Annotated in this window: 21 protein-coding genes; 16 read left to right on the top strand and 5 right to left on the bottom strand. The window is 61.3% G+C overall.

The window, feature by feature from the left end; translation table 11 throughout:
* Positions 1-40: 40 nt before the first annotated feature.
* From BDB13_RS21960 to BDB13_RS21925, 8 genes are all read left to right on the top strand, one after another.
* Positions 41-691, top strand: a complete 651-nt coding sequence (locus tag BDB13_RS21960; RefSeq protein ID WP_094273689.1) for a cell division protein SepF — start codon at positions 41-43, stop codon at positions 689-691.
* 189 nt (positions 692-880) lie between these two features.
* Positions 881-1,168 (top strand): YggT family protein, encoded by a 288-nt coding sequence (locus BDB13_RS21955; RefSeq protein WP_094273688.1) that lies wholly within the window; start codon positions 881-883, stop codon positions 1,166-1,168.
* 116 nt (positions 1,169-1,284) lie between these two features.
* A complete protein-coding gene (gene wag31, locus BDB13_RS21950; protein ID WP_094273687.1) occupies positions 1,285-2,115 on the top strand; it encodes a DivIVA-like cell division protein Wag31 in 831 nt (276 codons plus the stop codon).
* Positions 2,116-2,162: 47 nt separating this feature from the next.
* The gene (locus tag BDB13_RS21945; protein ID WP_094273686.1) at positions 2,163-2,444 is read left to right on the top strand and encodes a hypothetical protein; all 282 of its coding nucleotides are present in this window, start codon (positions 2,163-2,165) and stop codon (positions 2,442-2,444) included.
* A 233-nt stretch (positions 2,445-2,677) separates the two neighbouring features.
* Complete coding sequence (gene ileS / locus BDB13_RS21940; RefSeq protein ID WP_094275098.1) at positions 2,678-5,842, top strand: isoleucine--tRNA ligase; 3,165 nt, start codon at positions 2,678-2,680, stop codon at positions 5,840-5,842.
* A gap of 56 nt (positions 5,843-5,898) precedes the next feature.
* Positions 5,899-6,255, top strand: coding sequence for a TfoX/Sxy family protein (locus tag BDB13_RS21935; RefSeq protein ID WP_094273685.1), 357 nt, complete (start codon positions 5,899-5,901; stop codon positions 6,253-6,255).
* On the top strand, positions 6,242-7,594 hold the full coding sequence (locus BDB13_RS21930; protein WP_094273684.1) for a DNA polymerase IV: 1,353 nt from the start codon (positions 6,242-6,244) through the stop codon (positions 7,592-7,594). The genes BDB13_RS21935 and BDB13_RS21930 overlap by 14 nt, the downstream gene beginning before the upstream one ends.
* Before the next feature lie 113 nt (positions 7,595-7,707).
* Positions 7,708-8,202 carry a hypothetical protein gene (locus BDB13_RS21925; protein ID WP_094275097.1) on the top strand — a complete coding sequence of 165 codons (495 nt, stop codon included), beginning with the start codon at positions 7,708-7,710 and terminating at the stop codon, positions 8,200-8,202.
* 73 nt (positions 8,203-8,275) lie between these two features.
* Here BDB13_RS21925 and BDB13_RS21920 read toward each other — a convergent pair whose 3' ends face one another.
* Both BDB13_RS21920 and BDB13_RS21915 read right to left on the bottom strand, forming a co-directional pair.
* Complete coding sequence (locus tag BDB13_RS21920; protein WP_094273683.1) at positions 8,276-9,667, bottom strand: glutamate decarboxylase; 1,392 nt, start codon at positions 9,665-9,667, stop codon at positions 8,276-8,278.
* A gap of 79 nt (positions 9,668-9,746) precedes the next feature.
* Entirely contained in the window at positions 9,747-10,115 is a 369-nt protein-coding gene (locus BDB13_RS21915; protein WP_094273682.1) for a hypothetical protein, read from the bottom strand.
* 373 nt (positions 10,116-10,488) lie between these two features.
* On the opposite strand from BDB13_RS21915, the gene BDB13_RS21910 reads away from it, so the two are divergent.
* The 3 genes from BDB13_RS21910 (at position 10,489) to BDB13_RS21900 (ending at position 13,117) form a co-directional block, all read left to right on the top strand.
* Positions 10,489-11,046, top strand: a complete 558-nt coding sequence (locus BDB13_RS21910; RefSeq protein ID WP_094273681.1) for a cutinase family protein — start codon at positions 10,489-10,491, stop codon at positions 11,044-11,046.
* 323 nt (positions 11,047-11,369) lie between these two features.
* Positions 11,370-11,813 (top strand): M23 family metallopeptidase, encoded by a 444-nt coding sequence (locus BDB13_RS21905; RefSeq protein ID WP_254922915.1) that lies wholly within the window; start codon positions 11,370-11,372, stop codon positions 11,811-11,813.
* Between the two features lie 674 nt (positions 11,814-12,487).
* Entirely contained in the window at positions 12,488-13,117 is a 630-nt protein-coding gene (locus BDB13_RS21900) for a hypothetical protein (protein ID WP_094273680.1), read from the top strand.
* Positions 13,118-13,183: 66 nt separating this feature from the next.
* Here BDB13_RS21900 and BDB13_RS21895 read toward each other — a convergent pair whose 3' ends face one another.
* Positions 13,184-14,404 carry an NAD(P)/FAD-dependent oxidoreductase gene (locus BDB13_RS21895; protein ID WP_094273679.1) on the bottom strand — a complete coding sequence of 407 codons (1,221 nt, stop codon included), beginning with the start codon at positions 14,402-14,404 and terminating at the stop codon, positions 13,184-13,186.
* A gap of 247 nt (positions 14,405-14,651) precedes the next feature.
* Here BDB13_RS21895 and BDB13_RS21890 point away from each other — a divergent pair, with 247 nt between their 5' ends.
* Positions 14,652-15,296, top strand: coding sequence for an FMN-dependent NADH-azoreductase (locus BDB13_RS21890; RefSeq protein ID WP_094273678.1), 645 nt, complete (start codon positions 14,652-14,654; stop codon positions 15,294-15,296).
* Positions 15,297-15,468: 172 nt separating this feature from the next.
* On the top strand, positions 15,469-16,305 hold the full coding sequence (locus BDB13_RS21885) for a crotonase/enoyl-CoA hydratase family protein (RefSeq protein ID WP_094273677.1): 837 nt from the start codon (positions 15,469-15,471) through the stop codon (positions 16,303-16,305).
* Positions 16,306-16,380: 75 nt separating this feature from the next.
* Here the strand turns inward: BDB13_RS21885 and BDB13_RS21880 are convergent, their stop codons facing one another.
* Together BDB13_RS21880 and BDB13_RS21875 are read right to left on the bottom strand one after the other, a co-directional pair.
* On the bottom strand, positions 16,381-17,136 hold the full coding sequence (locus BDB13_RS21880; RefSeq protein ID WP_094273676.1) for a sensor domain-containing protein: 756 nt from the start codon (positions 17,134-17,136) through the stop codon (positions 16,381-16,383).
* Positions 17,136-18,077, bottom strand: a complete 942-nt coding sequence (locus tag BDB13_RS21875; RefSeq protein WP_094273675.1) for a hypothetical protein — start codon at positions 18,075-18,077, stop codon at positions 17,136-17,138. Before BDB13_RS21875 ends, BDB13_RS21880 begins: the two co-directional genes overlap by 1 nt.
* A gap of 192 nt (positions 18,078-18,269) precedes the next feature.
* Between BDB13_RS21875 and lspA the strand changes: the two genes are divergently transcribed.
* Genes lspA through BDB13_RS21860 form a run of 3 tightly spaced genes read left to right on the top strand, consistent with a single transcriptional unit; the run spans position 18,270 to position 20,394 of the window.
* Positions 18,270-18,830 carry a signal peptidase II gene (gene lspA / locus BDB13_RS21870; RefSeq protein ID WP_254923050.1) on the top strand — a complete coding sequence of 187 codons (561 nt, stop codon included), beginning with the start codon at positions 18,270-18,272 and terminating at the stop codon, positions 18,828-18,830.
* The gene (locus tag BDB13_RS21865) at positions 18,827-19,753 is read left to right on the top strand and encodes an RluA family pseudouridine synthase (RefSeq protein WP_094273673.1); all 927 of its coding nucleotides are present in this window, start codon (positions 18,827-18,829) and stop codon (positions 19,751-19,753) included. Before lspA ends, BDB13_RS21865 begins: the two co-directional genes overlap by 4 nt.
* Positions 19,750-20,394 carry a hypothetical protein gene (locus tag BDB13_RS21860; protein ID WP_094273672.1) on the top strand — a complete coding sequence of 215 codons (645 nt, stop codon included), beginning with the start codon at positions 19,750-19,752 and terminating at the stop codon, positions 20,392-20,394. Before BDB13_RS21865 ends, BDB13_RS21860 begins: the two co-directional genes overlap by 4 nt.
* Positions 20,395-20,490: the final 96 nt, after the last annotated feature.

Genomic DNA, 20,490 nt, shown 5'->3' with positions numbered 1-20,490 from the left:
GCAGTCGGATTGATTCCGCCGCGCCAAGGAAGGTCGATCAATGAGCAACCTGCACAAGTTCAAGGCTTACTTCGGCATGGTTCCCCTCGATGACTACGAGGACGAGTACGTGGAGGAGCCCGACCAGGCTCGTCGCGCACCTCGTCGTAGCCACGATGGTTACGCCGAACGCGATGACCGTGAGTTTGCCGAACCGGCGTTCTCGAAGGCCGGTTACGCACCCAGTCGTCGTGAAGAGGAAGAAGCCGATTTCGATCGCTACGATTCGCGTCCGCGCATCGATGCAGTCGGAAGCCGCGCGCCTCGCCCCTCGATGGCACCGCGTCCGGCCAGCCGCGGAAACCTAGCAGTCGACGCTCGCGCCGAGCGCCCCGAGGTTCGCCGCGCGCCCGTAGTCGACGACGGCGGCCCGCTGGCGAAGATCACCACGCTGCGCCCACAGAGCTACGCCGAGGCCCGGACTATCGGTGAGCGATTCCGCGACGGAACTCCCGTCATCATGGATTTGGTCGATATGAGCAACGCCGATGCGAAGCGACTGGTCGATTTTGCCGCCGGTCTGGCTTTTGCCCTGCGCGGTTCTTTCGACAAGGTCGCCACCAAAGTGTTTCTTCTCTCACCGGCTGACATCGATGTGTCGGCCGAAGAGCGTCGTCGCATCGCGGAGACGGGCTTCTACAGCCAAAAATGATTCTCTCGATTGCGGATAGCTCCCTGAACAGCCGAAACGCTGCGTTTGCTGGTTGGTTGAAGCCGGTGCCGACGACCTCGATCGTCGGTGTGCCCGGTCGCAATTCAGCCAGTTTGCGGAGCTCCGGTTTTGCTGCCGATGCAGGATGTCTGTTTTGGACGCCACGCAGAAGTCAGGCAGAGTGAGAGTGTGAACGGGCTCCTCGAAGTGATCTATCTAGTGCTGGTTATCTTCTGGCTTTTGTTGATCGGCAGAGTGATAGTCGAGTTCGTTCGTTCGTTCGCCAGAGACTGGCGACCGTCGGGACTGGTCGCAGTCATTCTCGAAACAGTTTTCACTATCACCGATCCGCCGGTGAAACTCCTTCGTAAGTTGATCCCTCCGATCAACCTGGGTGGGGTTCGCCTGGATCTATCCATCATGGTCTTGCTTTTCATCGTCATCATCCTGATGTCGGTTGTCGGCTCGGCGCGGTAGTAGAGAGGGTGTGCCAGAATGGAACCCATAACTCGTGTGGTGGTTCGCCGCTACGTACACCGTGTTGCAACTGAATGCTTGCTAGACCGCCTAATGACGCGTGAAGGGATCCTTCCATGCCGCAACTGACTCCAGCTGACGTGCACAACGTTGCGTTCAGCAAGCCGCCTATCGGCAAGCGCGGCTACAACGAAGACGAGGTCGACGCATTTCTTGATCTCGTCGAGCAGGCACTTTCGCAGCTCATCGAAGAAAATGCAGATCTGCATCAGCGCGTAGGTGAGCTGGATCAGGAACTTGCCGCCGCGAAGAAGGCGCCGGCACCGGCTGGTGCGCAGGCCGCTCCGGTTGCTCCGCAGCCCAAGCCTGAACCCGCTCGCGTGGTAGAGGCTCCCAAGCCCGCTCCCGTCGTGGCACCGGTCCCCGTGGCCGCAGCAGCTCCGGTACCTCAGAGCGCTGACACACACATGCAGGCAGCCAAGGTCCTCGGCCTGGCTCAGGAGATGGCCGATCGCCTTACCGGTGATGCCAAGGCGGAGTCCGAGCAGCTGCTCGGAAGCGCTCGCACCAACTCCGAGCAGCTGATGAGCGAAGCTCGCAGCAAGGCTGACGGCATGATCTCGGACGCTCGCAACAAGTCGGAAGCAATGCTCACCGACGCGCAGACTCGCTCCGAGACTCAGCTTCGCCAGGCTCAGGAGAAGGCCGACGCTCTCAAGGCGGACGCCGAGAAGAAGCACACCGAGATCATGGCGACCATCAACCAGCAGCGTTCGGTCCTCGAAGGCCGTATCGAGCAGCTCAAGACGTTCGAACGTGAGTACCGGGTGCGCCTCAAGTCCTACCTGGAATCGCAGCTCGAAGAGCTCGAACAGCGCGGTTCCGCAGTGCCGGTCGACGGTGGCCAGGAATCTTTCAGCCCGTCGTTCGCAAAGGGAAACAGCTGACCGAGAAGTTCTCGACGGTCAGCGGCGACACCGGTAGAGGGTGACACGTGCTGGTCTCGACGATAGTTCTCGCTGCGGCAGGATTCGCATTCCTGGTCATTGCTCTGACAACCGGTTCGATTATCTGGGCGTGGGCATGTATCGCAATTTGCATCGCAGGTGCCGTTCTCTTGCTGGTCAGTGCGCTGACCAGCAAGAGAACGGTTCTGCCGTTGGATGAGCAGGATCGGTCCGCTGCTTCCGGCGCCGGGTCGATCCCGGATGCCGGGGACGTGCCCGATTCTGCGGGCACCGACGGCGGATCAGCGAATGAAAACGACGAGCATTAGACTGGTCGACACAAACACAGGCTAATTAGGATTTATCTGGCGATGAACCGGCTATCACCGGGGAGCCTTCGGAAGAACGGTGATTCAGCAGGCAATCGAGCTTGCCGGACACTCAGTAGAACCGAACGGGTGAGCCCGTCACAGCTCGATGAGAGAGGTAACCGGAAGTCCGGAAGATGAACGTCGCCGGATTCACGTGTTGCAAGCGGGGTGGTACCGCGGTACGTACGCAGATGCGCACATATCGTCCCCGTGCCGAGTCGGACAGGCACGAGGAGATCGCAGTGGCGAGTAACGGGTACCCCAAAGTCGATTACGGCGTCCCCGCCGATACCGGAGTCAAGTTTCCGGTTCTGGAAGAAAAGGTCCTGAAAGAGTGGGCCGACGACGACACCTTCCGGGCGTCTGTTGCCAATCGCGACGGCAGCGAGGAGTTCGTCTTCTACGACGGCCCGCCGTTCGCCAATGGTTTGCCGCACTACGGTCACTTGCTGACGGGTTACGTCAAGGATCTCGTGCCGCGTTTCCAGACCATGCGGGGCCGCAAGGTCGAACGCCGATTCGGCTGGGACTGCCACGGACTGCCGGCTGAGCTCGAGGCCGAGAAGCAGCTCGGAATCAAGGACAAGTCCGAGATCGACGTCATGGGTCTCGCCAAGTTCAACGACTACTGCAGGTCTTCGGTACTCAAGTACACCGATGACTGGCGTGAGTACGTCACCCGTCAGGCGCGCTGGGTCGATTTCGACAATGACTACAAGACCCTCGATATCGACTTCATGGAGTCGGTCATGTGGGCGTTCAAGGAACTTTTCGACAAGGGCCTGATCTACCAGGGATTCCGTGTCCTGCCGTACAGCTGGTACGAGCAGACACCGCTGTCCAACCAGGAAACCAAGTTGGACGACGCGTACAAGATGCGTCAGGATCCGGCTGTCACTGTCGATATGCCGTTGGTGGCACCGGGTTCTCCTCTCGACGGCGCCAACGCAATCATCTGGACCACGACGCCGTGGACGCTTCCTTCCAACTTGGCGACGGCGGTGCACCCCGAGATCGACTATGTCCAGGTACTCGGCTTGGACGGCAAGCGATATGTGTTGGCGGAAGCTCGCGTCGGTCATTACGCGCGTGAGCTGGGGGAGGAGCCCGAGGTGGTTTCGCGCCACAAGGGCAGCGAACTCGTCGGCTTGTCGTACACCCCGCCGTTCGATTTCTTTGCGGGCCATCCGAATTCGCATGTCGTGTTGTCCGCCGACTACGTCACCGTGGATTCGGGAACCGGAATCGTCCACCTCGCACCAGCTTTCGGTGAAGAGGATATGGATGTTGCTACTGCCAACGGTATCGAGGTCGTTCAGCCTCTCGACGCTGGCGGAAAGTTCACGTCGATGGTGCCGACCTACGAGGGCTTGATGGTCTTCGATGCGAACCCGGTCATCATCAAGGATCTCAAGGCCGCCGGAAAGTTGTTGCGCCACGAGACAATCGAGCACTCGTATCCGCACAGTTGGCGCAGTGGTCAGCCGCTTATCTACATGGCAGTTCCGTCGTGGTTCGTGTCCGTCACCAAGTTCCGCGACCGCATGGTCGAGCTCAACCAGGACATCACGTGGGTGCCCGACCACATCCGTGACGGCCAGTTCGGCAAGTGGCTCGAAGGTGCGCGCGACTGGAACATCAGCCGAAACCGATACTGGGGCAGTCCGATCCCGGTGTGGATGTCGGACGATCCGCAGTATCCGCGCATGGATGTGTACGGTTCGCTCGATCAGCTGGAGGCAGACTTCGGCGTGCGCCCGGCCGATCTGCACCGTCCGGTGATCGACGATCTGGTCCGTCCCAACCCGGATGACCCGACCGGCAAGTCGATGATGCGTCGGGTTCCCGAGGTTCTGGACTGCTGGTTCGAATCGGGTTCCATGCCGTTTGCTCAGGTTCACTACCCCTTCGAGAACCAGGATTGGTTCGAGACTCACTACCCTGGCGATTTCATCGTCGAGTACAACGGTCAGACGCGCGGCTGGTTCTACAACCTGCACGTGCTGGCTACCGCATTGTTTGATCGTCCCGCGTTCAAAACTGTTGTGGCACACGGCATCGTCCTCGGTGACGACGGATTGAAGATGAGCAAGTCCAAGGGCAACTACCCGGATGTCAAGGAGGTGTTCAACCGCGACGGCAGTGATGCCATGCGCTGGTTCCTGATGTCCTCGCCGATCCTGCGCGGTGGAAACCTTGTTGTCACCGAGCAGGGCATCCGCGAAGGTGTTCGCCAAGCGCTGCTGCCACTGTGGAACGCCTGGAGTTTCCTGCAGCTGTACGCACCGGAATCCGGTGTGTGGCGTACGGATTCGGAGAACATTCTCGACCAGTACATCTTGGCGAAGCTCGCGAGTACTCGCGATGTCATCACCGACGCTCTCGAGGCCAACGACATCTCCGGTGCCTGCGACGAACTGCGCTTGTTCTGCGACGCGCTCACCAATTGGTATGTGCGACGCTCGCGTTCACGTTTCTGGGATGAGGATCGCGACGCGATCGACACGCTCCACACTGTTCTCGAAGTGGTCACGCGTTTGGCTGCGCCGCTGCTGCCGCTGGTGTCCGAAGTGATCTGGCGTGGATTGACCGGCGAGCGCTCGGTGCACTTGGCTGATTGGCCGGAGGCGTCGGAATTGCCGGCCAACCCTGAACTGGTTTCCGCGATGGATGACGTGCGTGTGGTCTGCTCCACCGTGCTGAGCCTGCGTAAGGCGCAGAACCTGCGGGTTCGTCTGCCGCTGCCCGAGGTCACTGTCGCTGCTCCCGATTCGGAGCGTCTGCGTCCATTCCTCGGCTTGATCGCTGACGAGGTCAACGTCAAGAAGGTCGACCTCACCGATGACGTCGACGCTCACGGCCGCTTCGAAATTGTGGTCAACGCGCGCGCTGCCGGCCCGCGTCTGGGAAAGTCCGTGCAGACCGTCATCAAGGCAGTGAAGGCCGGCGACTGGACCGAGAACGCCGACGGCGTAGTTGTCGCCGCCGGAATCGAACTCCTGCCGGAGGAGTACACGCAGAAACTGGTTGCAGCAGAACCTGATTCGACGGCTGCTCTTCCCGATGGCATCGGCCTGGTTGTTCTCGATTCGGCTGTGACCGAAGAGCTCGAGGCTGAGGGCTGGGCCAAGGACCGTGTTCGTGAATTGCAGGATGCACGCCGCAATGCCGGTCTCGACGTGTCGGACCGCATCAAGGTCATCCTCGAGGTCCCTGAGGATCGCAAGGAATGGGCACAGCGCCACGGCGACATGATTGCCGGTGAGGTTCTGGCGGTCGAATTCTCCGTGGGCGAGGCCGGTAGCGACGCCGTGGACCTCGGTGACGGAGTCCGCGCCGCGATCACGAAGGCCTAGTACACGCTGACTCCGGTGCCCCGAAATGTGTCGGGGTACCGGAGTAGCGTGCTGGCATGAGCTCGAGCAAAGACACCGTCACGTGGATCCTGGAACAGTTGGAGCCGCTCGACGTCCGTGCTCGGGCTATGTTCGGTGAGTACGGGTTGTATTGCGACGAGAAAATGGTTGCTCTGATCTGCAACAACACGTTGTTCGTCAAGCCCACCGAGATCAGTGGTGAGTTCTCATCGCCGGCAGAGCGTATGCCGCCGTATCCGGGCGCAAAAGACTATTGCCGGGTGCCTCGAGAGGGCCTCGACGACGTCGATCAACTTCAGGCATTCATCCAGCGAACAGCTGACGCACTACCGCTGCCCAAGAAGAAATCGCCCAAGAAGAAATTGCCCGTTATCACTGATGAATCACGCTGACCCGACGCGAAGTCGAAGGTGGGTACTTCATCTCGACATGGATGCGTTCTTTGCTTCCGCCGAGCAGTTGACTCGTCCGACTTTGCGGGGACGCCCGGTGATGGTGGGCGGTCTGGGTGGCCGGGGTGTGGTCGCCGGTTGTAGTTACGAGGCCCGTGCGTTCGGGGCTCGCTCCGCGATGCCGATGCATCAGGCGCGTCGATTAGTGGGCGGTGGGGGAGTAGTTCTGCCGCCGCGCATGTCGCTCTATTCCGTGCTGAGCAAGCGGGCGTTCGACGCATTGAGGCTGCGGATGCCGGTGTTGGAACAGTTGTCAGTGGACGAGGCGTTCGGTGAGCCGACGGAATTGGCGGGTGCCGGTGCCGATGAGGTTCGCGCGTTCTGTGAGGACATTCGTGCTCTCGTCCTGGCCGAGACGGGATTGGTGGCCTCCATCGGTGCGGGGGCCGGCAAGCAGGTGGCCAAAATTGCGTCGGGCCTGGCCAAACCTGATGGCGTTGCGGTGGTTCCGCCTGGTCAGCAGCGGGATCTGCTTGATCCGTTGCCGGTACGCAAGCTGTGGGGAATCGGCCCGGTGGCGGAGGAGAAACTCAAACGGCTCGGGATCGTGACCATCGGTGGGTTTGTGCGGACACCGCCGGCGGAGGTTGCGTCGATCCTGGGAACAACGGTGGGGCCGGGCCTGCACCGGTTGGCTCAGGGGATCGACGATCGTCCGGTTGCGGAGCGTGCGGAGTCCAAGCAGATCAGTGCAGAATCGACGTTCGCCACCGACATCGTGACGTTGGCGCAGTTGCGTGCTGCGGTCGAAAACAGTGGTGGCTCTGCCTATTCCAGGCTCGAGAAGGACGGCCGCGCTGCTCGGACTGTGGTACTCAAGCTCAGGAAATCGGATATGAGTGTCCTGACCCGATCAGTGACCCTGCCGTATGCAACCCTCGACCGCGCGATCCTGATCGCGACTGCGCAGAAGCAGGTGATCGATCCGTTGGAACTGGGTCCCATCCGACTTGTCGGGGTAGGTTTTGCCGGGCTGTCGACCGTCCGTCAAGGGTCGTTGTTTCCGGAACTCGACCAGGATGTGCCCGGGTATCTGGTTGAAACAGTGACGGACGAACCCGACGATGCACCGGTGCCGGCGCGGGTTCCGGAGAGATACTGGCACCCCGGTCTGGATGTGAGCCATCCGGAATTCGGTCACGGTTGGGTGCAGGGCGCTGGACACGGCGTGGTCACGGTTCGGTTCGAAACTCGTTCCACGGGAACAGGAATCGCCAAAACATTCTCCGACGACGACGCGTATCTCCAAGTGGCGGATGCGCTGGGCAGCCTATTCTGAGGAGATCCTTAGACTTTCCACACTTACCGTTGGGTAATGTGATCAAAGACCGCGAGTGCCCACGTTCATGGTGCGCTCGTATATGAACACCGGATATGGATAGGACTGAGAAGTTGAAGCTTCGTAACATGACCGTCGCAGCCGTCGCGATTGCAGCGGCCCTGACGATGACTGCCTGCAGTTCCAGCGACCCCGCGCCCGCCCCGAAGACGACTGCCAAGACCACGACGGCCGCCCCCACCGGAACCCCCGTTGTGCTGCCGTCGGCTGCCGACCTCAATGCACTTCTGGTCAAGGGCCTCGACGAGACTGTTCCCGTCGCGGAGCGTGCCAACCTCGTCGAGGGTGCCGAGGCCGATCCCGAGCTGATGAACCAGGTTGCCGCAGCTGCCAAGGCTGCCAACGCTCAGGTCGAGATCCTCGACCCGGTCATCGACACGGGTAGCGATACGGCTTCGGCTTCGTTGAACATCATCGTCAACGGACAGCCGCTCGGTCAGGGTGCTCAGGCGTCCTTCGTGTACGTCGACGGCGTGTGGAAGCTCTCGAAGACCACCGCGTGCGCGATTCTTCCGGTTGCGAACCTGACGTCGCCTGCGTGTGCTTGATTTTCAATTCTGAATAGAACTGCCGTCGGCACCCGAACATGGGAGCCGACGGCAGTTTTGTCTGTTCAGCAGGTTAGTGATGGAAGCCTTCGGTGACGCGTGGCCGGGGCATCGGGCTGGCAAGTTCGTCGAGGAACGCGGTTTCCTCGTCGATGACGCGCAACAGGCTGGCCGCCAAGTCCATGCTCAAGCCGTTCCGCACGACGATGCGTTGAACGGTGAGGTCGGCCAGGTTGTCGGGCATCGGGTAGGCCGGAACCAGCCAGCCTTTCGCCCGCAGTCGATCCGACAGGTCGTAGAGGGTCCAATTTTCTGTGTGCCCGGGCTTGAGACGCCACGCGAAGACCGGAATATCGCTGCCGTTGTTCCAGAGCTCGAAGGCGTCGAGTTTTCCGATGCCCTCCGCCAGGAACTTCGCGACGTCCTGCGAGGACTGTTGGATGCTGCGATATCCGTCGCGTCCCAGTCGAAGGAACAAGTAGAACTGCAGGATCACCTGCGCGCCGGGACGGGAAAAATTAAGCGCGAAGGTCGGCATGCTGCCGCCGAGATAGCTGACCTTGAATACGAGATCATCCGGGAGTAGATCTTCCGACCGCCACACCACCCAGCCCAGTCCCGGATAGACCAGTCCATATTTGTGCGCCGATGTATTTATCGAGTGCACCCGTGGAAGCCGGAAGTCCCACTCGATTTCCGGCTGAAGGAACGGCGCGATCATTGCGCCCGAAGCTCCGTCGACGTGAATGGGGATGTCCAGACCGGTCTTTGCCTGGATTGCATCGAGTGCGTTGGAAATTTCGAGCACGGGCTCGTACATACCCGTGTACGTGACTCCCATGATCGCGACAACCCCGATGGTGTTCTCGTCGACGTACTGGTCGAGATCGTACCCGTCGAGGGTGTGGTGCTCTTCGCTGATCGGCACGTATCGCGCTTCGACGTCCCAGTAGTTGCAGAACTTTTCCCAGCACACTTGCACTGCTGAGCTCATGACCATGTTCGGTCGATCCGTCGACTTGCCGGCGGCTCGGCGTGCGTGCTGCCACCGTCGCTTGAGAGCGAGTCCGCCCAGCATGCAAGCCTCGGAGGAACCGATGGTCGACGTTCCGATCGCGTCCTTCGGTGACGGTGCGTGCCACAAATCAGCGAGAATTCGCCAGCAGTACGTCTCGATTGCAGCGGTCTGCGGATACTCGTCCTTGTCGATCATGTTCTTGTCGAAGGATTCGGCGTAAAGGCGGGTAGCGTGATCGTCCATCCACGTGCCCACAAATGTGGCGAGATTAAGGCGGGCATTGCCGTCGAGCATCGTTTCGTCGTGGACGATCTGATACGCGGTTTCGGGGAGCATTCCGTCAGGTTCGAGGGTGTACTTCGAGGCAACCGAATCTTCGCCGGGTCTGGAAAAGATCGGATTTACGGAAACGTAGTCGGAATGGTCAGCTCTTCTCGGTTCTGGCATGAAACTCTGCTCCTCACGTCGGTGTGGCGCTTTCGTCTTTTCCCAGCACTACTTACCGTTCATTGTGGCGGGCGAGTTGTCAAAGGGTCTGCGGTTTGGCTTCTTTCGAGTAACAGAACGCCAGCAGGTAAAAGAGGACGGAAACTACGACAAGAAAGCCGGAGATGCGGGAGACGATGGAGGGCTCGATAGTCGCGAGTGCGACGCCGCCGATTCCGAGGGCGATGGCGTAGAGCAGCTTGAGTGTTTGCCACACGACAGAACCGGATCGGATTGTGGAAGGCTTGCCACGCTGGTCGTTCCACCAACTCAATGCCACTGGAACGACCATCGCGACATAGACGATCGTCGATAGTTCGCCGTTCACGATGCCGGTGATCCCCAGGTACACGGCAGCCAGAACAAAAATACCTATCGCAATGTTGCGGAGAAGGCGTCGACGGTTCATGCACGTCATCTTGCCGGGGAATCTGATGCAGCGGATACATCTGGGAACACGTGTTGGTGGAATTCGTGATCTCGCCTCTCCGGCTCGAGACGAGAAGTGGTCCCACAAGGAAAACAGGTACACGAGGGGGCACTTTGGCCCGGGTGCCGACGTGCGCGGCATGCCACGATGAGGCACAACGAAGCGGTTCCCTGTGAACCCGGTATCCCGATACTCCAAGCGGCAACGCCGTCATGCGCGAGTGAGGGAACGATGGCGCATAGATTTTTCAATATCCGTGCCGCCGTTAATAATTCGGTGCGGCGTCATCATCTTGCTCTGAACTCCCGTAGCAAAAGTCCGTGATCGTTCAACCTTGAATCGAGGTGGCCTGATGCGTACATCCATCCTGGTCATTGTATTTACTGCATTTGTTTCACTGCTCCTTGCTGGACCTGCCAACGCTCGCAATGTGATCGTCGTTGACGGTACTGGTCGATCCGGCTCGGCGCTGAGGGCTCCGGAGATCCACCCTGAGGACACGGTCACCACTCTCACGTATCCGGCGACGGTGCTCGCTCCAGGCTACGACCAGTCGGTGGAAGCTGGAAAGCAAGCCCTGCGTGCTGAACTCGCCGACGCACCGGACGGCACGCTCGTTATCGGTTATTCGCAAGGAGCCCGCATCGTCGGCGATGTTCTCACGGAGCCGCAGAAACCTGGTGTCACGGGCATCGTCTACTCAGATCCTCGTGAAGCCGGTTCGGGTGTAGAGACGAAGGTCGCGTTGCCCGATGTTCTCGGCGCGACAATGTCCGGTGAGCGTCAACCGTTCACGGTCCCGGTTGAATCGCGGTGCATTCCGAGTGACGGTGTCTGCGATTGGCATGCTGGAGACTCGGTCGGCAGTATCGTCGGTTACCTCGAATTGCACACCGCGTATTTCAACTGACGCTGGAAACGTTGTGCCAGAACGGGAAGCGCCGAAACCGCTTACGAGTTCTGCCGCTGGATGGTCGCCGCTGACTGCCGCAAGTGCGGTATCGACAGGTCGGGGGGATCCACAAAATAGGTATGTCCCAGGCAATTTGGCCGTCGCGGGCAGGGTCGTGACGCGACATCCTGTGAAGGTAATTCGCCATTCGCAACGCAAGGGCCGGGACGAGAGTGCACCTGCCCCACACATCAGTCAAGGAAAAGATGAGCAAGCACAGAAAATGCAAGGCTTCCAACACAAAACGATTTATCGCAGTCGCTGCAGGAGTGGGCTCTCTCGTGAGCGCCGGGGTGGTAGTGAATGCCGGTACAGCCGGTGCACAAAGTTGGTCGAACAGCTGCAGTTGGGAGTGGCCGGTCAACGGATCACTCTCGCAGGGTTACCACCCAGGACATGACGGTGTCGACTTCGCCGTTGGAGTCGGCACCGTGCTTCATGCGCCGACGTCGGGAACGATTTCTGTTGCCGGACCGAATGATCCGGGTGGATACGGAACGTACATCCAGTTGGAAGCCGACTCAGGCGAGCAGATTCAGATGGGTCACCTCTCCCAGACGTGGGTCGGGGTGGGGGATCATGTGGAGGTTGGCGATCAGATCGGGGCCACGGGCAACACCGGCAGCTCTACCGGTCCGCACTTGCATCTCCGCATTCACAGTGCTGGGGCGGTCGATCCAGCGTTTTTCCTGAATTCGGTCGGTGCGTGCAACGCCGGTTCGTGAGGTGTCTGATGGTCGATTTCCCATCGTTTCCTGAAATAGCTTGAAGTCGACCCCCTTCGGGGGAAGCGTAGCAAGGCGACCCGCGTGCGCTGTGCCGGCCGTGCCCGCGGCTTCGTTTCCCCAGAGAGTGGATCGACGAAAGTCCCTGCCGCACAGTCTATGATCTTCGAACGTCATGTGTGGCCGCTTCGCGATCTGGAACGAGATCACCGGCACGACCACCATGACCAACATGCACATTCACGATCCCAGCCGTTCCCGCGCCGCCACAATCAAAGCCTCGATCCTGCGGTCGAGTGTCGGGTCGATCACCGGGGCGAAGTGCGGCGAGTGATTCGACGCGTAGTTGATCTGATGAACCATTTGATCGAAGGCAGTCGTTGATCAATGTTGCGCGGGAGACGTGGTTCAGGTCTCGTTGAAACGGCTCACAGTGAGCGTCCGAATCTGCCCGATCGTCACTATCAGTGGTCGAGGCGCCGACCGCTACACCCGCCTCGGAGCTCCGGCGAATACTTCCCACGATGATGTCCGTCCGCGGTCTCCAAGATCAAACCTGGTTCGGAATTGATGGGTCGGGTAGTTGATCATTGCTTCGCCTCGGTCTGGTGGAGGAGTGTGAGAGATGGGGGATTGACCCGTCGGCGCCGTCGGGGCGCCGCCCGAGGAGAAGGGTGTCGATCGTGTATGCACGCTCTACCACCATTGATGCGCAGCCGTCGTTCATCGACGTAGGGATCAAACACATGCGAGATACCGTGATGCCCGCGCTGGCCGACATCGACGGCTGCGCCGGACTGTCCCTGCTGGTCGACCGCAGTTCCGGCCGGTGCATCGTCACCACGTCCTGGATGGACGAGGATTCACTTCGCGCGAGCGAAGGACCAGTGCTGCAGCTTCGCGCCGGAGTGGCTGAGGTCTTCCACGGCACCGCCGCCGTCGCGCGGTGGGACATCGCCGTCCTGCACCGCGACCACCGCTCACGCCGTGGTGCCTGCGTGCGGGTCTCGTGGGTTCACGTCGAGCCGGGCCATCTGGAACGCGCCGTCGACGTGTACAAGATGGTCTCCCTGCCCGCGATGGAAGAGCTCGAGGGGTTCTGCAGTGCCAGCTTGCTGGTTGATCCTGCTGCCGGTCGTGCTGTGTCATCGGTGACCTTCGACAGCGCCGAGGCGATGAATGGAAACAGGAAGGAGTCCGAGACCATCAGAACTTCGGGAATCCGTGAGTCTGGTGCGCGGCTGCTCGAGGTAGGTGAGTTCGAGCTGGCGATCGCTCATCTGCACGTACCCGAGATGGCCTGACAACGATTGTCGCAGTGCACCGTCGGTCGGCTTCGGTGCGGTTGTCGGAGCGTCGCGGTAGGTGGACTACTGGTGTCCGCGGGCCGGCTGGGTCTGCAATTCCGGCGCGGCGGCGTTCAGCAGGGCGGCCCGATCGCGGGTCAACGGCGGATAGATGCGCGCGGTGTTGATGGTGTTCTTGGTGGCTTTGGCCTCGGCACCCGTCGCCACAACCTGCCGATCCCAGCCCTCGGTGTAGACCGCGCCCGCCGGGCCCAGATCTAAAACTGTTACATACCAAGGGATACGGAGGGTCAGCATCGGATTGCCGAGAAGATCGCTGATCACGTTGTACCCGGCGTAGCGGCCCATCGGCCGGCTGTGCTGGCAGGACATCACTGACTGGTGCTGATCGTCCATCTTCGCGGCGGCGACGTCGCCGGCAGCGAACACGCCTGGTACGCCGATCACCCGCAAATAATCGTCGACTGGGAGCCGCCCGAGCCGATCACGCTCGACCGGGAACTGCGCGGTCAACGGGTTTGCCTTCATTCCGGCACACCAGATGACCGTCGCCGCGGGCACCACCTCACCGGACGACAGCGTCACCCCGCCCTGATCCACAGCGGCCACGCCCACCCCGGTCAGTGCCTCGACACCGGTGTTGAACAATGCGGCTTCGATGACGGGCCGCGCCGACTCGCCCATATCCGATCCGACGTTGGGGTTGTGGTCCACCAGCACCACTCGCGACGTCACGTCGGCGCCGAACAAGGCCGTGAGCCGGCCCGGCAACTCGCAAGCGGTCTCGATGCCCGTCAGACCGGCCCCGACCACCACCACGGTCGCTGCGGCGGATGTGACGGGTCCTTCGGCCAGCCGGGCCAGATGCGCCTCGAGTTTCATTGCGCCGTCGTACGTGTCGACGTCGAACCCGAACTCCCACAGGCCCGGGATATCGGGCCGCACTACACGGCTACCTGCCGCCAGCACGAGGCGGTCGTAGCTATACGCCTGCGCCTGACCGCCGACGTTGGTGGAGACTGTCCGTGCATCGGTGTCGATCGCGGTCACGTCCGCGGCGACGTACGCGATCCCGACCGGGTCGAGGACATCGGCCAGCGGGATGCGGCAGGCGCTGAGATCGGCCTCGTAGTTGCGCACCCGGATGTCGTGGAAGGGCTCGGCACTGAGCACCGTGATCGACACCTGCCCGGCCGGTATCCCGAGTTCGTCGAGCTGCCGGGCAGCGCCGAGCGCGGCCCATAATCCGGCGAAGCCGGAACCGATGACGATGACATCGCTCATACGTTGAGGGTCTCACGGATCGCGGCGATAACGGGTGCGTGCGGCGTTGGCAAACTGCTTCGACAATCCGCATTCTTCAAGGTCGGGTCGCCTTTTTGTCTGACTCAGGGTTTCGACGCGCTCAGTGTGAAAGCGCGAGGCTAATGAAAGGGTGGCCAGTAAGGTACGAATACCTGAGCCAGTTGTGCCGGCGAACTCGGACATGGGTTCGGCCAATCCCCGGCGCACGCAAACTCGAGGAGTACGGATGCCACAGCTGTTGCACATCGATTCGTCCGCGGAGTTGGAAACCTCGGTTTCCCGAACATTGACGGGGCTGTTCGCCCAGACCTGGCGTGAACTGGGGGCGGATCACAGTGTTGTCAGACGAGATTTGCACCGCGCGCAACTGCCCCACCTTCCTGATGCAGAGTTGCATTACGCGAAGCGACTTCGGAACCCTGGCAGTGCACCCGACGCCCGGGCAGAGGTGCTGCAAGCTGAGTTGATTGCCGAGGTCGCGGCCTCCGATGTTCTGGTCATCGGCGCTCCGATGTACAACTGGTCGTTGCCTTCGACGCTGAAGGCGTGGATCGACTACATCCATGTACTGGGCACGACGGTTCCCTTCGATGAACCGAATCGGCCATTCGCCGGAAAACCTGTTGTCATCGTGTCGAGCCGAGGCAACACGTACGCGCCGGGAAGCCACAATGCGGGTCTCGATTTTACGATTCCGCCGCTGCAAGAAGTGCTGGGAAGCTCTCTGGGAATGAAGGTTTCGGTTGTCACTGCAGAGTTGACATTGGCCGGGCGTATCCCGCCGATGGCACCACTGGCAGAACGCGCTTCCGCTAGCCTCGAACATGCCGAGAAAGCGGTGCGCGAGTTGGCAATTGCGCTCGGCTCCTGATTGGATTCCGTGACTTCCCTTGTCCAAGCTGATGATCCCGTTGTATCCGGGCGGGATTGTTGCGGTACACACGACCGCGGACAAAGCAGGATTCGGGGTCGATGAAGAACCTGGGTTGCATTCAGTGGATCTCGAATTTTAGTGCCGATTCCACCGAAGGTACGGTCCTGTCATGACTGACATTGCACAGGAAATTATCACGACGTACTCGTACGGACCGGGCGCCGAGGTGTTCAGCGAGCGACGCGGGTTTATCTCGATTATCACCATTAACCGGCCTAACGCACGTAATGCCGTCAATGCTGCTGTTGCGGAGGGCATCGGGGACGCACTGGCCGACGCCGAATCCGACCCTCGTATCCGGGTGATCGTTCTGACCGGATCCGGCGACCTGTCATTCTGCGGCGGTGGCGATCTCAAAGCCATGGCAGCAGGAGAGGACCTGGTGCCCAATGATCCGGTGAAGCGGGCACGTGGATTCGGCGGTATTTGTGAGCATGTGATCGAGAAACCGATCATTGCTGCTGTCAACGGATTTGCGATCGGTGGAGGCGCCGAAATTGCACTGGCGTGCGATTTGGTTGTCGCCGACCCGAAGGCAGAATTCTCGCTGCCCGAGGTTCGCAACGGATTTATCGCCTCGGCTGGCGGTGCAATCCGGCTGGCGCAGTGGCTGCCGAAGGCGATTGCCATGGAAGTGCTTCTGGTGGGGGATCGATTCAGCGCGCAGCAGGCCAAGGAATGGGGACTGGTCAATCGGATCAGTGAGCCGGGTGCGTCTCTCGGACTGGCACTCGAACTGGCTGCGTCGGTTGCTGCAAACGCGCCGTTGGCGGTGCAGTCCACCAAGCGGCTGGTGGCCGGAATTGTCGATGGCAGTCTTGTTGACGAACAAGCAGCGTGGGCGCGTTCATACGCGGAAATGGCGAGGGTGGGAGCGACCCGCGATTCTCGAGAGGGTCCGCTGGCCTTCGCTCAGAAACGTGAGCCCATCTGGGAAGGGCGATAGTCCTGGTGGGTCCGTAATCCATCTTCGCGGGCGCAGGGTAACTCGTGGATTGTGACGCGCTGCGCACAATGACGGCTACGGGGTCGGAACGCTCAATCGCTGCGCCGCAGTAACCGCCATGGACCCCAGTACGTCCGGGGCGATGGGCGTCGGAGCCGTTGCCGAAAGCTGTGTCAGAGTTGTACCGACCGCAGCGACGACAACGTCGGCAACAAGTGTGAATCCTTCACTCGTAGTGATTATTCGGTACGAGAAGGACGCATCGCCGACGCTCGGCTGGTGTGCCGCGCCGACTCGATAGGAAACTGTCATGCCGTCGGCGTCGGTACCGGAATACTCCGCGCAGCCGGCCAGGGTTTCCTGCATCGTGCGGAAAGCTGTTGCGGCAGCGGTACCGTCGGCAAAGGAGGCACTGTCCTGATCGATGCTCGTGAAATCCGGTCCGGCGAACATTTTCGTGATCGAAGCGACCGATCCGGGGATCTGGGTGGAGATCGGTGCGAGCACGGCCGCACACGCGGCGGGGTCGGTAGTGGACTTGTCGGAATCCGATGTCGACGGTGCCGGAGCGAGGCCCAAGTCTTCGACCGGGTCCGGCACGATGTCGAAATCGGCGGGAAGGTCACTCAAGGTGAGCGCGGCGCGCTGCAACGTCGCCTTGTCCAGGGGAGTGCCACCAAGATTAGTCGCCTCGATCGGTGTAATCGGAACGAGTGATACCTCCGGTGCCGGTGAAGTAGCGGTGGCACTGTCACTGGAAGCTCCCGAGCTACACCCACTGAGGACGAGTACGGTTGCAACACCGAGTCCGAGCGCGATCCGACGCGCCATTACTGAGTCCACCGAATGGTGTTCGTGATGCTCTGCTTGATGACGGACGATCCGTCCGGGTCGCTGTACGCCTGGTCGCCGCCGATCGACATGTCCCCGCTGATGGGAAGGGGCAGTGTCATGTCGACAGTGACAGTCCCGGAACCAGCCATCACGTACTGATCGATGTTGAGTATCCCGGCGTTGCCGGCAAGATTCCAGACACTGCTCTGCGGAGTCTGAGATACCTCGACGGAGAAAGTGAGACGGTCGCCGTCGCGGGCGGTCAATATGACGGTGGTGGTCTGGTCAAGCAGGATCTCGCTGCTGACCTCCTGCTTGACGGTCCATCGCGCCCCGACTCCGACGGGAGCATCGGGTAGCGCAACGGTGCGGTAGACAGCCTGACCGAAAGCCTGCTCGATAGCGGCACGGGCGGCGTTTGCGGAATCGCCGGCCGGACGGAGGCGCAATGCCGTGATGGATCCGGACTCCGTGATGCTCAATCCGGCTCCCGAACCGTCGGCGCCACCGAGCGCTGCTTGCAGTGTCGCGTCAGGAGTGCTCATGTCCGACAGGGTGAGGTCGACCACCGTCGTCGGACTTTGTGCCGACGCAGCAGTCGTGACAACCGCGGTCAGGGGAATCGTGATTTCGGGTGACGAGAAATCTTTGACCGGTTGGTGATCGATCTGCTGACTAACGACGGCAGAGGTGATCAGTGTCGCAGCCTGAGTTGTTCCGACCGGCGCGCTCATCCGAAGGCTTTGGCGTGGTTCGCTGCCGGCATCGAGCACCTCGACGGTGGAGGCGGTTACCGGAACGGTGAACTCGCTGGGCGTCGCCGAGGAGGTGTTGGGAGGTTGCTCCGAGCCACTACAGGCGGTGAGCAGAGTAGCGAGAGTGAGGGCGGCTGCGAACGCATACGGAACGCGCCTGCCGGACGTAGACAACTGTGGCACGCGCTCCAGGTTAACCGGTTCCCCGAAGTGCCCGGTCGAGGTCGGGGAGTGAGTGCAGGCCGAGCGCCGAACATAGGGGATGATGGTGGCGTGAGTACAGACCACCCAGAACGAGATGTCAACGCGGAGGATCAGCCGATTACCGATTTATCGAAGCCTGACTCGACGAAGCCCGATGGGCCCCAGCACCCGCTGAATTCTCCCCAGCGCCCGCTGAGGTTGGTGATGCTGATCGTGATTGCGGCAGTAATCCTGGTCGCGGACATCCTGACCAAGGTGTGGGCTGTTGCAGCGATCACGCCCGGTCAGCCGATCGAAATCATCGGTGACGTTGTCACTTTCACGTTGGTCCGAAACCCGGGCGCAGCATTCTCGATGGCGACGTCCATGACGTGGATCCTCACACTGGTGGCGATCGGTGTGGTGATCGGCGTGATCAAGATCGGCCGCACACTCCGCTCGCCGTGGTGGGCTCTGGGCCTCGGTCTCGTACTCGGCGGCGCTCTCGGCAATCTGATGGACCGGTTGTTCCGCGCACCGGGGTTCATGCAGGGACATGTTGTCGACTTCATGTCGATCGGCTGGTGGCCGGTGTTCAACATCGCTGATTCTGCGATCGTGTGCGGCGCGATTCTCCTGGTCGTCCTGACCCTGTTCGGGTTCGAGCCCAACGGTGAGCGACTCCACAGCGGCAAGTCCGGCAGCGACAAGACCGGCGACAACAAGTCTGAATCCCAAGGGGAGAACAAATGAGGGAATCTCGGTCGATGCCAGTGCCGGACGGACTCGATGCCATGCGCGTCGACGCCGGTTTGGCTCGTCTACTCGGACTCTCCCGCACCGTCGCGGCCACCCTCGCCGAGGAGGGTTCGGTTCTGCTCGACGGCGTTGCCGTGGGTAAGTCCGATCGGTTGACCGCGGGTTCGTGGCTCGAGGTCACGTTGCCGGAGCCGCCGCGTCCGTTGACTGTCGAGGCGACGCCGGTCGAGGGCATGGAGATCCTGTACTCGGACGACGACGTTGTTGCTGTGAACAAGCCCGTCGGAGTCGCGGCGCACGCCAGCGTCGGATGGACGGGGCCGACGGTCATCGGTGGACTCGCTGCAATGGGCTACAGGATCTCGACGTCCGGCGCACACGAGCGTCAGGGCATCGTCCACAGGCTCGATGTCGGTACGTCGGGTGTCATGGTTGTTGCTACGTCCGAGCGGGCGTACACGGTGCTCAAGCGTGCTTTCAAGGAACGGACCATCGACAAGCGCTACCACGCGCTCGTGCAGGGGCATCCGGATCCGAGTAGTGGAACCATCGACGCTCCCATCGGCCGCCACCACGGAAACGACTGGCGTTTTGCGGTGCGCGCAGACGGTAAGGCGAGTGTCACGCACTACGACACCATCGAGGCGTTTCAGGCCGCGAGTCTGTTGGACGTTCATCTCGAAACCGGTAGGACACACCAGATTCGGGTCCACTTCTCCGCACTGCGACATCCGTGTTGCGGCGACTTGACCTACGGGGCAGACCCGCGACTGGCCGAGCGTCTGGGTCTCGAACGCCAGTGGCTGCATGCAGTGTCGCTCGGTTTCGCTCACCCGGCCGACGGCCGGTGGGTCGAGATCAAGAGTGAGTACCCGAAGGATCTCGCGGACGCTCTCGAGGTCCTTCGATCGACGTGACGCTGCGCGGAATCGGTTCCGCGTTGGCCGGCGTGGCAGTGGTCGCGCTGGTCGTCGGCGCGGGACTGATGAATCCGGTGCCGACGGCGCCGATCGGAACGGATTCGCTCGGCCCGGACGGTGGGGAACTGGTTGTCGACTATCTCGATCGGGCGCAGGCAACACTGTCGACGGTGAACGGGCCGACCTGGGCGTTGGCATCTTTCGCGGCACCGATCACTGCCGACGAGGTCATTGCGGCCACGCCCGGAATTAGGGTGTCGGAAGTGCTGTGGCGGGTGCCGATCGATCGCGTCCAGACGCCGTTGGTCTCGATTGGCGTACCGGACAACGACGTGGCGATCAAGCAGTCGCCGGGTGCTGCCGCGACTCGGCTTGCCTCGATGTCCGGGGTGGACGAGCGGCAGAAGATGATTGCCGCTGCGTCAGTTCGATCTCTTTCCGAGGACTGCTCCTGCGCGGTCGGTGTGGTTGTTCGCGGCGATGCCGGTGACCTGGCAGTGCTGGCAGCAAATCCTGCAGTGCGGGCACTCGAGGCGATGCCTGTCGACGGAACGCCGTGGCGCGCCGCAGTCCGGCCGTTGTTGGCCGAGTACGTGGACGTGGTTGTTCCCGGCCCGGACGACGGTCCGATTCCGTGAGTCCGGTCTCGTAACTCTCGTCACTACTACCTCGGATACAGATGCTCGGCCGCCGACCCTGTCGGTAGCGGGGCCTACACTCGACAAAGCTCCCAG

The organism is Rhodococcus sp. OK302, assembly GCF_002245895.1.
Classification (GTDB): Bacteria; Actinomycetota; Actinomycetes; order Mycobacteriales; family Mycobacteriaceae; genus Rhodococcus_F.
This window is presented reverse-complemented; position numbering and strand designations above follow the sequence as displayed.